The sequence below is a fragment of the Xanthomonas sp. DAR33341 genome (assembly GCF_003992815.1).
Classification (GTDB): Bacteria; Pseudomonadota; Gammaproteobacteria; order Xanthomonadales; family Xanthomonadaceae; genus Xanthomonas; species Xanthomonas cissicola.
Genome location: NZ_QEYV01000023.1, coordinates 244,709 through 257,153 on the forward strand (window position 1 = coordinate 244,709; position 12,445 = coordinate 257,153).

Below are 12,445 nucleotides of genomic sequence, written 5' to 3' on the forward strand. Positions count from 1 at the left end.
AGCTGCGCGAGCAACGGCACTGCGGTCGTCGCCACAGTACGGCGGTCAGGCTGCCAGGTTGTGGCGGCGTAATCTTGCCTCGAACACCACGTCGCCGTCCTCGTTGCGCGCCTGCAGCGTACCGCCGTGTGCCTTGACGAACTGGTCGGCGATGAACAGGCCAAGTCCCAGCCCCTGGCTTGCATGGAAGCTGGCCTTGAACGGTTCGAACAGACGCGGCATCAGGCTGTCGGGAATGCTGCCGGCGTTGCGCACCGACAGGCGCAGGGTGTCGTGTTCGCGGCCATCCAGATGCACCTGCACCGGATGGCGTCCGCCATGCAGGACCGCGTTGCCGACCAGATTGGACACGACCTGCGCCAACCGGTCGCCGTCGCCATCGCCATCCAGGTCGCCCTCGGTGCGCAGGTCGATCGTGGTGTGCGGATTGGCCTGCGCCACTTCGCCCACCACGCTGTGCACCACCTCGCCCAGGTTGCATGGGCCGAACTGCATCGGCAAACCATCGGTGCGCAGGCGCGAAAAATCCAGTAATTGCTCGACCATGCGGGACATGCGGTGCGCGCTGTTTTCCAGGTGTTCCAGCGTGCGCGCAGCCGAACTGTCGGCATCGACATCCAGGCCGAGTTTGTCGGCGCACAGCAGGATCACCGACAGCGGTGTGCGCAGGTCGTGGGTGAGCACGGCCATCATGGTCTCGTTGAGCTTGAGCGCGCGTTCGAGCGAAGCATTTCTCGCCTTGAGCAGCCGCCGCTGCTGATACAACTCGATGAATACGTTGACCTTGCTCAGGATGATGTGCGGCTCGATCGGCTTGTGCAGAAAATCCACGGCGCCGGTTTCGTAACCCTGGAAGGCGCGCATCGGATCGTTCGGCGATGCGGTCAGGAAAATGATCGGCACATGCCGGGTGCGCTGCGAACCGCGCATCAATTCCGCCAGCGAAAACCCGTCCATCTCCGGCATGTGCACGTCCAGCAGCGCCAATGCCACGTCGTGTTCGAGCAGTAGTTCCAGCGCCTGCGCACCGGAGGCGGCGCACAGCACGCGGATGCCGTCGCGTTGCAGCAGCGCTTCCATGGCCACCAGATTCTGCGGCACATCGTCCACGATCAGGATCTTGGTCGATTCGGTGTCGTCGCTGCTTGCAGCCAGGCCGGTCGCGGTAAGGTTCATGCGTGAAAAGCTTCCAGTCGGGTGCAGATGGCTTGCAAGGTCAGCACCGCATCGGCGCCGGCGTGGGCGAGAGCGGAGGCGGGCATCAGCGACGCGGCGGCGTCATCGGGGCGCTGGATCCAGGCAATGCCGCCCATCGCACGCACCGCGGCCACACCGGCGCTGCCGTCGCTGCTGGCACCGGTGAGCAGGATTGCCAGCAGGCGTTCGCCGAAGACATCGGCAGCCGATTCGAACAGCAGGTCGATCGCCGGGCGCGAAAACAACACCGGGGCATCCATCGACAACGCCAGGCTGTCGCGGTCTTCCACCAGCAGGTGGTAGTCGGGCGGGGCGATGGTGACGGTGCCGGGCAACAGCGGCTGCTTGTCTTCGGCCTCGCGCACCGGCAGCGCGCAGCGCGCGTCCATCAGCTCGGCGATGTGGCTGGGGCGGTCGCGCGGCAGATGCAGCACGACCAACACCGGCATCGGCAAGTCTGCCGGCAGCCCGGACAACAACGCCTGCAGGGCCATCACGCCACCGGCGGATGCACCGATCACGATCGCATCGAAACGCTGGGCTGCAGACGCGCAGCTCATGCGGCTTTCCGATACAGCCGCTGCTCGCGCGCACAGGCTTCGAACGCCTGCGCGTGCGCGCCGAACTGCAGCGACTCCTTGCTGCCCAACCCGAGAAAGCCGCGATGCACCAATGCGTCGTAGAACAACCCCACCGCACGATCCTGCAAGCTGCGGTTGAAATAGATCAGCACGTTGCGGCAGGACACCAGGTGGACTTCGGAAAACACCGTGTCGGTCGCCAGGCTGTGGTCGGCGAAAACGATATTGCGTTTCAGGCGCCGGTCGAACACCGCACCGTCGTAAGCGGTGGTGTAGTAGTCCGACAGCGAGGTGCGGCCACCGGCGTCCAGATAGTTACGGCTGAACTGCGCGATACGATCGATGCCATAGGCGCCGGCTTCGGCCATGCTCAGCGCTTCGGGGTTGATGTCGGTGGCGTAGATCACCGCCTTTTCCAACAGGCCTTCTTCGTGCAGCAGGATGGCCAGGGACCAGACTTCTTCGCCGGTACTGCAGCCTGCCACCCAGAGCTTGATCGAGGGATAGGTGCGCAACACCGGTACCGCATGCTCGCGCAGGACGCGGAAATATGCCGGGTCGCGGAACATCTCCGAGACCTGCACGGTGAAGAACTGCATCGCCTGCGCAAAGGTGTCCGGCTCGTGCAGCAGACGGTGCTGCAGATCGGCCACTCGCGCGCAGTCGAAACGCGCCATTGCGTGGCGCATGCGCCGTCGCAACGAGGACACCGCATAGTCGCGGAAGTCGTAGTGATAGCGCTGGAACACCGCTTCCAGCAGCACGCGCAGTTCCAGGTCGAACAGCTCTACCGGGTTCATTGCCGCGAGCACCATACGCGGCAGAGCGAGACCAGCTTGTCCACGTCGATGGGCTTGGCGATGTAGTCGTTGGCGCCGGCTTCCAGGCAACGTTCGCGGTCGTCGGCCATGGCCTTGGCGGTCAGCGCGATGATGGGCAGATCCTGCCATTGACGATTGGCACGGATCTGCCGCATCGCGGTGATGCCATCCATCTCCGGCATCATGATGTCCATCAGGACCAGGTCCACCTCGTGCTTGGCCAGGTGCTCCAGCGCCTCGCGGCCATTGCGTGCGATCTGCAGCGTGACGCCCAGCGGTTCGAGCACGCTGGACAGCGCAAAGATGTTGCGCACATCGTCTTCGGCCAGCAGCACGGTGGCGCCGTCCAGCACCGCGTCGCGGCGGCGTGCTTCGCGCAGCAGGCGCTGCTGATCGCTGGGCAACGAGGCTTCCACGCTGTGCAGGAACAGCGTTACCTCATCGAGCAGACGCTCCGGCGAGCGCACGCCCTTGATGATGATGCTCTTGGAATACCGGCGCAGGCCTTGCTCTTCGTCGCGGGTCAGTGCGCGCCCGGTGTAGACGATCACGGGAGGGAAGGCGACCGCATCGTTGCCGGCCATGCGTTCGAGCAGGTCGTAGCCGCTGCCGTCGGGCAAGGCCAGATCGGTGACCATGCAATCGAAGGTGGAACTTGCCAGCTGGTCCATCGCCTCGGCAATGCTGCCGACCGCCACGATGTCCAGCTGGTCGCGCGCCAGCAGCAATTGCAGATTCGCGCGCAAGGCGCTGTCGTCTTCGACGATCAACAAACGACGCACTGCGCGTGCGTTGGTTTCTTCCAGCTGGCGGATCGCACCGGCCAGCAGTTCGCGTGTTGCAGGCTTGATCAGGTAGCCAACCGCACCAAGCTCCAGCGCAATCTGGCTGCGTTCCAACGCGGACACCACGTGGACAGGCACATGGCGTGTGGCCGGATCGCGCTTGAGGCGTTCGAGCACGCTCAGACCGGACGCATCCGGCAAGCCGATGTCGAGCAGGATGCCGCTGGGGCGCAGTTCGGCGGCCAGGCGCAGGGCTTCTTCTGCGTTGGGGGCCACCACGCAATCGAAATCCAGTTCGTGGGCCAGTTCCACCAGCGCTTGCGCAAAGCGGGTGTCGTCTTCCACCGCCAGGATCAGCCGGCCTGGGCGGCTGCGTTGGTCGCGATCGTCGTCGGCCCGCTGGATCGGTGCGGCATTGGGCGATGCGATCGGCACTGGCGCCATGTGGGCCGCCGCAAGAGCAGGTGCGCCGGATGGCGCACCTAGCGTGCTGCCAGTGCGTTGTTGCACGTGGGCTCCAGACGCCGGGGCTGCGACCGCGGCGACGTTCGCAGCTGCATCGGCAGGGCCGATCACCTCCGCAGGTGCGCCATCGGTCGGCAATTCCAGCGTAAAGCAGCTGCCGCGCCCCGGCTCGCTGTCCACACTGATGCTGCCGCCCATGCGTTGCGCCAGGTCGCGCGAAATCGACAAACCCAACCCGGTACCGCCATAGCGGCGGCGCGTGCTGCCATCGGCCTGACGGAACGCTTCGAAGATCACCTCGCTCTGTTCGCGCGCGATGCCGATGCCGGTGTCGGTTACCGCGAAGCGCACGCGGCCCGGCGCAGATGCCTGGACCAGCAGGCCGACCTTGCCGTGTTCGGTGAACTTGATGGCGTTGGCCAACAGGTTCTTGAGGATCTGCTGCAGGCGCTGGTTGTCGACGACCAACTGTGCCGGCGCACCGGCAGCTGCCGTGATCTCCAATGCCAGGCCCTTCTGTCGCGCCAGCGGTTCGAAGGTGTCGCGCAGGCGTTGCAGCACCGAACCGGTGACGACCGTTTCGTCGGCCAACTCCACGTGCCCGGCTTCGATTTTGGACAGGTCCAGAATGTCGTTGATCAGCGCCAGCAGGTCGTTGTTGGACGACAGGATCGCCTGCGCATACTTCACCTGCTCGGCGCTGAGCGTGCCGTCCTTGTTGTCGGCCAGCAGCTTGGCCAGGATCAAGGCGCTGTTGAGCGGCGTGCGCAACTCGTGCGACATGTTGGCCAGGAATTCCGACTTGTAGCGCGAGGCAGTGGACAACTCGTTGCTATTGCGCACCAGCTGATTCTGCGCGATCAACAAGGCCTGCTTCTGCGCTTCCAGTGCCTGGGTGCGCTCTTCCAGCTGCACGTTGGTCTGTTCTAGTTCTGCCTGCTGCACTTCCAGGTCGCTTTGCGACTGCTGCAGGCTACGGCTCTGTTCTTCAAGTTCCTCGTTGGCCACGCGCAGCTCTTCCTGCTGGGTCTGCAGTTCCTCGCTCTGTCGCTGGGTTTCTTCCAGCAGGGCCACCAGCTGCGCGCGCAGCAATGCGGTGCGCAGTGCCAGGCCGATGTTCTCGCCGCAGCGTGCCAGCAGTTCTTCTTCGCGCGAGCTGGCGGTGCGTGGGTCGGTCACGCGCCCGAGCTCGATGATGCCGATCACCCGGTCGTCGGCGGTGATCGGCGCCAGCAGCAACTCCTGGCAGCTGCTCTGGCCCAGCCCGGAGGCAATCTGCAGATGACCGGCGTCCATGCCGCGGATGCGACGCACTGTGCCACGTTGCAGCACCTCGCCGAGCTGGCCGGCAGCGGTCGGCAGCGTCTGCGGCAGATCGGGCGGCAACGCCGCACCACCGGTGAGTCGCAGACGGTCGCCCTCGATGCGATAGAGCGCACCGACCTGCGCATCCAGCGTCTGGCACAGTGCGCGCACCGCGGCGTCGGCCAGCTCCTGCGGCGCCTGATCGCCGCGCAAACTGGCCTCGACCGTGTTTTCTGCCAGCTGCAGCCACAGTGCGAATTCGGCCTGCCGGCGTGCGCGGATCGCCTGCATCACCACCAACGCCATCGCCAGGAACGACACGCCGCCAATGCTGCGATTGACCGAGGAAAAACTCGAATTCGTGCTCGGTGGCGCAAGCTGAAAACCAATCGCCAGCAAGATACACGACAGCACGCCCACGATGAGCGGCACCTGCGGGCGGTTCTGAAACACCGTCACGCCTACTGCTACGAAGTAAGTCAGCCACACCGCATAACCCAGCGGAGTCACCAGTTCCATGCCCAGCGTTCCCGCCATCAAGGCCCCCGCGATGACCCAAGTCCAGCGGTCGCGTGTGGTCGAGATGGTTTGCATAAGGTGCGTGGACCGAACTGGAAGGGCAGTCATGGTAGCCGATAACTTTCACGCACAAATCGCCGGAAATTTGACGCTTTTTGCTGCCGCGTTGGCTTGCACGCAGCCTTCACGCAGCTATCAATATGGTCCCGCGCTTTTCTGGGGGAATCATCGCGCGATGGATGCGGAAACGGCCGTCGACAGCGCAGGGCCGCTTTCTTACGACAGCCGGCAGTGTCAGCTGTTGGTGCAGAGCGTGTCCGATCATGCGATCTACATGCTCGATATCGGTGGGCATATTCGCAGCTGGAACCCCGGCGGCGAGCGCATCAAGGGCTACAGCGCAAGCGAGGTATTAGGCACGCATTTCTCGCGGTTCTACCTGCCCGAGGATGCGCAACGCGACGAACCCAGCCGCAATCTGGAAATCGCCAAGCGGGAAGGGCGCTTCGCTGCCGAAGGTTGGCGCTTGCGCAAGGACGGCAGCCGGTTCTGGGCCAGCGTGGTGATCGAACCGGTGCTGGAATTCGGCGTGCTGGTGGGGTTTGCAAAAGTCACTCGCGATCTGACCGAGCGCCGTGAGGCGCAGCATTTGCTGCAACAGGCGCAGCAGGCGTTGCTGCAATCGCAGAAGGTCGAAGCCTTGGGTCGGTTGACGCTGGGCATGGCCCACGATTTCAACAACCTGCTCACGGTGATGGTGACCAGCCTGGATCTGATTGCGCTGCGCGCAGGCGAGGACGCGCGCACCCGCATGTTGATCGAAGTGGCGCAAACTGCGGTCGATCGCGGCACCTTGCTGACGCGGCAACTGCTCGCTTTCGCGCGCGGTCAACAACTGAACCCTGAGCGCCACCCGGTCAACGACATCGTGACGCGTTCGTTGGAACTGTTGCGGCGTGCCTGTCCGCCGGGCGTGAGCTTGTCGTTGCAGTTTGCCGACGCACTGCCGCATGTGCGCGTAGACCCCGGTCAGCTGGAGGCGGCGTTGCTCAATCTGGTCTTCAATAGTTGCGATGCGATGCCCTCTGGCGGCAGCATCGCGTTGCTCACTTCTGCTGCGCAGCGATCCGAACCGTCAAGCCCACAAGGCGTCCGTCGCCCATACGTCGCCCTTGCCGTACGCGACGACGGTCCGGGCATGTCCGCGCACGTTGCACAACGCGCCAGCGAGCCATTTTTCACCACCAAGGATGTCGGCAAGGGCTCCGGCCTGGGCTTGAGCCAGGTCTATGGCTTCGCATCCCAGTCCGGTGGCTTCGTCGAGCTTGAGACCGCACCTGGACGCGGCACTACCGTCACCGTGTTTCTCCCGGCCGTCGAGGAGGCCGAGCATGACTGAATTCCTTCGCCTGCTGATGGTGGAAGACCAAGAAGAACTGCGCGAATTGATCGGCGAAGCGCTGCGCGATGCCGGCATCAGCGTCGACACCGCCGATGATGGTCACAGCGCGTTGCGCATGGTGCGCGACAGTGGCCCGTACGACGTGGTGTTCAGCGATATCCGCATGCCCAACGGCATGTCGGGCATCGAACTGAGCGAGCAGGTGGCGCAACTGCTGCCGCAGGCGCGCGTGATTCTGGCCTCGGGGTTTGCCAAGGCGCAGTTGCCGCCGTTGCCGGCGCAGGTCGATTTCCTGCCCAAACCGTACCGCCTGCGTCAACTCATCGACATGCTCAAGGCCACCCCAGCCAACGCGTAGACGTTGGCTGGGCGTGCGGCCTCAACGGCTCTGGTAGTACACCTTGTCGATGGCGATCTCCACCGGTGCAGCCGGTGGATCGGCCACCAGCATGAAGGGCTGTTTGACCGCCTGCAGATCCAGATCGTAGAAGGCGCTGAACGGGATGCTCACCTCGTGCCAGGCGCCATCGCGCACCAGTCCGTACTGGTTGCCGCCAGCGACAAAATCCACCCAGCTATCGCCGAAGCTGGTGTTGATGCCGATCTTGAATGTCGACGGCGTGGTGGTCTTGACGTGCAGCTTCAATGCACCGCCGGCATACGCAGCGAGATTGCGGTAGTCGCTCTGGATGCCCAATCCAAACCATGCCCCGGCGTTGGCGCGGTAGGCCATGACACTGCCGCCCTCGAAAGGCGCCTGCGCAATCGGCGTGAGATTGTTCCACAGATACAACTCGGCATCCTGGCCGAAGGTCAGCCGTGCACTGGTATCGGTCTGTTCGGTAAACACCCCGAACCGGCCCGCGGGCACGGCATGTTGCGTGCCCACGTACAACTGCGACCCTGGGTTCTGATACAGGCGGATGTAATCGACCTCCATTTTGCCAGGGAGCGGGGCCGTCACCGCAGCAGGCGAGGTCACACCAGTGAAGGTGCCGCCCACCGCCAGGTTGAGCAACAGATACTGCTGCTGATGGAATTCATGCAAGGAAGCGCCTTCGATATTGGAAATCGCAAATTCGAAGTATTGCTGCCCGTCGATCGAGACGCGGATGAATTGCGGGTCCCAGGTCAATCGGTACACATGAAAATCGTCATGCAGATTCACCGGGCTGGTATAGCTGGTGTCGTAATCGGCCTGCGACCCGTTGTAGTCCCAGTGCACCGCCGCGCCGATGCGACGGTTCGCGGTGCCATTGGCGATCGCGGCGGCCATGCAGGCTTCCATGAGGTCGATTTCCCCGCGGCCCGGCCACACGCCGATGGTGCCGAGCATCCAGTACGCCGGCCACAAACCGTTGCCCACCACCGGCGTTTTGATGCGCGCCTCCAGCGTGCCGTACGTGAAATGCATGCGGCCCTCGGTCTTGAGCCGTGCTGAAGTGAACGGCATGCCGCCGAAGGCTTCGCGGCGTGCTTCGATCACCAACCTGCCGTTTTCGATCCGCGCATTCTCGGTGCGGCTGGTGTAGTACTGCATCTCGCCGTTGCCCCAGCCGCACAAGCCGATCTGGCATCCGTTGCCGACGTCGTAGGTCCATTTGGTGCCGTCGATGGCAGGCCCGTTGAAGTTGTCTTCCCATACCAGCGTCTGCGCACTCGCGCTCGTTGTAAGCGCGACGCCAAGCAGAACAGCGAACTGCACAGTCACAGCGCGTAGTGTGTTCATTGCGAGCCTCTCCTGGTACGGAATCAAATCCGTGGAGGGGCGACGCTGCGTAGCGGCTGCCTGCGTGTCAAAGAAAATGTCGTGCGTGCTTCAGATTCGTGGTGTTCATTCCGGAATAATCAATCATTGGCATGATGCCGGTCGCAAACCCTGTCGGCGACATGTTGCGCGGCAGCAGCCAGTGGCGCGGCGGATCGGTGATGTGTGCTTTCCCCAATGCTGATTGCACGTCCGGATACGCGACGCCCCGGCCGCCTCAGCCGAACTCGCTTGCAAGCGGTTGCAAGACCGTGGCCTGTGGTGCGCGTGCCCAGTGCGCATCGACGTGGTCTGTGCACGATAGATGCCGCGTACTGCCGATGCCGGCACACGTCTTGGCGAGTGATTGCAGTCCAGTGTTTTCAACTCCGAAACCCGGGCCTCAACAACAGCGCCATCTGCCTTTAGAAACGGCGCATCGCCTGCAATGCGATACGCCTCCGGTACGCGCCTTGAACCTGTGGTCGCGACGGCATGGCGACGTGATCACCAGGCACATGCGAAATGCAACGATCGCGCCCCCTTGCAAGGCGCGTCCGAACGAGGCAACCCGGTGCCCACATGGCTGGCCGTGTCCGGCACGTAGGCCCTGTGCATTGCATCCGATCGCTCATTGCAGCTTGAGCATCACGATCGAATGCGCCGGCAGCGCCACGTTCACTGTCTTGCCTTGGACACGTGCGCCCTTGAATGCCACTGGCGCAACGGCCTGTGGCTGCGCATAGGTGTTGTACGTGGCGATCGCCGGTGCCGTCAGGATCTGTCCCTCCACCGCACGCAGCGGCAACCCTTCCACCTGCACGCTCACAGTCGCCGACGCGCTCGCGTCCAGATTGGTCAGTGCGACATACACATGACCATCCTTCGCCTTGACCGCCGAGCCGTGCACTGCCGGCACCTGCGTGTCGCCATGACGGTATTGCGGTGTCTGCAATTGCAGCGGCAGGTGGGTGGCGTCCTGGTAGGGCTTGTAAAGCGCAAACACGTGGTAGGTGGGCGTCAGCACCATCTTGTCGCCATCGGTGAGGATCATCGCCTGCAGCACATTGACCATCTGCGCGATGTTGGCCATGCGCACGCGCTCGGCATGCTGGCTGAAGATGTCGAAGTTGAGGGACGCCACCAGCGCGTCGCGCAGGCTGTTTTGCTGCTGCAGGAAACCGGGGTTGGTGCCTGGCAATGGCGCATACCAGGTGCCCCATTCGTCCACGACCAGAGCCACTTTCTTGGCTGGGTCGTACTTGTCCATGATCGCGCTGTGCTTGGTGATCAGCTCGTCCATCACCAAGGTGCGCGACAAGGTCTGGATCCATGCGGCTTCGTCGAACGTGGTCGACGACGCGCGCGGCGGCCAGCCACCGGGAATGGTGTAGTAGTGCATGCTCAGCCCGTCCATGAACTTGGTGGCCTCGCGCATCATCACTTCGGTCCAGTGATAGTCGTCGTCGCTTGGGCCAGGCGCGATCTTGAGGATCTTCTGGCTGGCCGGCGACTTGACGAAGGTCTGGTAGCGGCGAAACACATCGGCTGCGTACTCCACGCGCATATTGCCGCCGCAGCCCCACAACTCGTTACCCACACCGAAGTAGGGAACCTGCCAGGGCGCATCGCGGCCATTGGCGCGGCGCTCGTTGGCCAGGCTCGAGCGTGTGGGCGCGGTCATGTATTCGGCCCACTGCGCGATCTCCTCCGGCGCAGCATCGCCCACGTTCCCGGCGATATAGGCCTGGGTGCCGAGCAGTTCGGTAAAGTCCATGAACTCGTGCGTGCCGAAACGGTTGGACTCTTCCACACCGCCCCAGTGCGTATTGACCCGGATCGGGCGCTTGGCCGGCGTGCCGACGCCATCGCGCCAGTGGTATTCGTCGGCGAAGCAACCTCCGGGCCAGCGGATGTTGGGGACGGCAATGGCTTTCAGTGCGGCGACCACGTCGTTGCGATAGCCGTACGTGTTGGGAATCGGCGACTCTTCGCCCACCCACACGCCACCATAGATGCCGGTACCCAGATGCTCGGCGAATTGGCCGAACAGTTGCCGCGACACCTGCGCGCCGGGCTGGTCCACGCGCAACGTGCCGTTGACCTTGACCTCGGCAGCGAAGCTGGCCGGCACGCTGGCAATCGAGGCGGCGACGAAAACGGCGTTCAACAGCTGCCTGCGCGATGCCTGCAACGCGGGGGAAATCCACTGCATCGGGTCGGTGCTCCTGTGCTGGTCGATGGTCGGGTGGGTGCTGCTGCGATGGGAAACGCGCTGCTAGCGTAGTGCCGGTGGCCGCCCTTTGTATTGCTGCAGCGCGGCCGTTGCAGGCGGGCGCGGCAGTCGCTTCGCCGCAATCGCCTCGCCGGCCAGGATGTGCGCAGCAGCATGGTCGGCAGCCACCGCATGCGGCTATGCTCGCGGGCTACCTCATCGGCAGGACGATCCATGCAGCGAGTGTTCGGGCAGTTGCCAGACGATGTCGAGATCCACGCGCTCACGCTACGCAGCGAGGCTGGTCTGGAAGCGGAGGTGCTTACCTACGGCGGCATCCTGCATACGCTGCAGTTGATCACCGCACAGGGTGTGGTGCCGCTGGTGCTGAACCTGCCGGATCTACCCGCCTATGCTGCCGACGGCGACAGCCTCAACATTCTGGTGGGCCGCTTCGGCAACCGCATCGCCGGTGCGCGTTACACCCTGGAGGGCGTCACCCACGTGCTGGTCGCCAATGAAGGGCGCAACCAGTTGCACGGCGGGCTGCGCGGCTTCGGACGACGGGTGTGGAGCGTGCTGGAGCAGGCGCCGGACCAGGTGCTGCTGGGCTACGACTCACCCGATGGCGAAGAGGGCTACCCCGGCAATCTGCACGTGCGTGCGCGCCTGCAGCTTCAGGGGTTGAGCCTGCAGCTGGAGTTCGAAGCGCACTGCGATGCCGCGACTGCGTTGAATCTTACCCATCACCCGTATTTCAATCTGTCCGGCGACCCGCAGTTGCGGGCCGCAGCGCAGGTGCTGCGCGTGCCAGCCGATCGCTACCTGCCGGTGGATGCCGAGTCGATCCCCACGGGCGAGATCGCATCGGTGACCGGTACGCCATTCGATTTCCGCCAACCTGCCGCGCTGGCAGACAACACCGACACGGCGCATCCCCAGATCATCCTCGGCAAGGGCTATGACCAGTGTCTGGTGCTGGCCGCCGACGCGGACTGCGTTGCCGAGCTGTACTCCCCGCACAGTGGCGTGGCGCTGCGTATCAGCAGCGATGCCCCGGCGGTGCAGGTGTACGAGGGCCAACATCTGGACGCCCACCATCCCGGACTGGGCCGTGGCGTATGCCTGGAGCCGCAGGATTATCCGGACGCCCCCAATCACCCCAACTTTCCTTCGACCATCCTGCGGCCGGGCGACACCTATCGCCGCCGTATCAGCTATCGCTTTGCCAACGCGGGGCCGGGCCAGCCCTGGGACGCCGTGCGTGCCGCGCTGGATGCGTGAGAGATTTCAGAGCTGAGGAGTTAGCTGGGCTGCGTCGTGCGGGCGCGACCCAGTGCAGCTGATCGCAGTGTCAGTCTGGCGCGGGTCTATGCCCGTCGCAGGCTGCACAAGATCGATCCATGCG

At 64.0% G+C, this 12,445-nt stretch carries 10 protein-coding genes; 3 read left to right on the forward strand and 7 right to left on the reverse strand.

Features of this window, described 5'->3' with window-relative positions:
* Window positions 1-45 precede the first annotated feature (45 nt).
* From EO156_RS09730 to EO156_RS09745, 4 genes are read right to left on the reverse strand one after another with little or no spacing between them, the layout of a single operon-like run.
* Entirely contained in the window at window positions 46-1,176 is a 1,131-nt protein-coding gene (locus EO156_RS09730; RefSeq protein ID WP_003484256.1) for a hybrid sensor histidine kinase/response regulator, read from the reverse strand.
* Window positions 1,173-1,757: a chemotaxis protein CheB gene (locus tag EO156_RS09735; RefSeq protein WP_003484254.1), complete on the reverse strand. Its 585-nt coding sequence runs from the start codon at window positions 1,755-1,757 to the stop codon at window positions 1,173-1,175. Before EO156_RS09735 ends, EO156_RS09730 begins: the two co-directional genes overlap by 4 nt.
* Window positions 1,754-2,602, reverse strand: a complete 849-nt coding sequence (locus EO156_RS09740; RefSeq protein ID WP_026006954.1) for a CheR family methyltransferase — start codon at window positions 2,600-2,602, stop codon at window positions 1,754-1,756. The genes EO156_RS09735 and EO156_RS09740 overlap by 4 nt, the downstream gene beginning before the upstream one ends.
* On the reverse strand, window positions 2,575-5,748 hold the full coding sequence (locus EO156_RS09745; RefSeq protein WP_016849696.1) for a response regulator: 3,174 nt from the start codon (window positions 5,746-5,748) through the stop codon (window positions 2,575-2,577). Before EO156_RS09745 ends, EO156_RS09740 begins: the two co-directional genes overlap by 28 nt.
* 160 nt (window positions 5,749-5,908) lie before the next feature.
* Between EO156_RS09745 and EO156_RS09750 the strand changes: the two genes are divergently transcribed.
* Entirely contained in the window at window positions 5,909-7,072 is a 1,164-nt protein-coding gene (locus EO156_RS09750; protein ID WP_003484249.1) for a PAS domain-containing sensor histidine kinase, read from the forward strand.
* On the forward strand, window positions 7,065-7,433 hold the full coding sequence (locus EO156_RS09755) for a response regulator (RefSeq protein ID WP_016849698.1): 369 nt from the start codon (window positions 7,065-7,067) through the stop codon (window positions 7,431-7,433). Before EO156_RS09750 ends, EO156_RS09755 begins: the two co-directional genes overlap by 8 nt.
* A 21-nt stretch (window positions 7,434-7,454) precedes the next feature.
* Here the strand turns inward: EO156_RS09755 and EO156_RS09760 are convergent, their stop codons facing one another.
* The 3 genes from EO156_RS09760 to EO156_RS09765 form a co-directional block, all read right to left on the reverse strand.
* Entirely contained in the window at window positions 7,455-8,804 is a 1,350-nt protein-coding gene (locus EO156_RS09760) for a glycoside hydrolase family 16 protein (RefSeq protein WP_016849699.1), read from the reverse strand.
* A gap of 67 nt (window positions 8,805-8,871) precedes the next feature.
* Window positions 8,872-9,033 carry a hypothetical protein gene (locus EO156_RS23935; RefSeq protein WP_164517435.1) on the reverse strand — a complete coding sequence of 54 codons (162 nt, stop codon included), beginning with the start codon at window positions 9,031-9,033 and terminating at the stop codon, window positions 8,872-8,874.
* Between the two features lie 420 nt (window positions 9,034-9,453).
* Window positions 9,454-11,037, reverse strand: a complete 1,584-nt coding sequence (locus EO156_RS09765) for an alpha-L-arabinofuranosidase C-terminal domain-containing protein (RefSeq protein WP_016849701.1) — start codon at window positions 11,035-11,037, stop codon at window positions 9,454-9,456.
* A gap of 234 nt (window positions 11,038-11,271) precedes the next feature.
* Here EO156_RS09765 and EO156_RS09770 point away from each other — a divergent pair, with 234 nt between their 5' ends.
* Window positions 11,272-12,321: an aldose epimerase family protein gene (locus tag EO156_RS09770; RefSeq protein ID WP_016849703.1), complete on the forward strand. Its 1,050-nt coding sequence runs from the start codon at window positions 11,272-11,274 to the stop codon at window positions 12,319-12,321.
* Window positions 12,322-12,445: the final 124 nt, after the last annotated feature.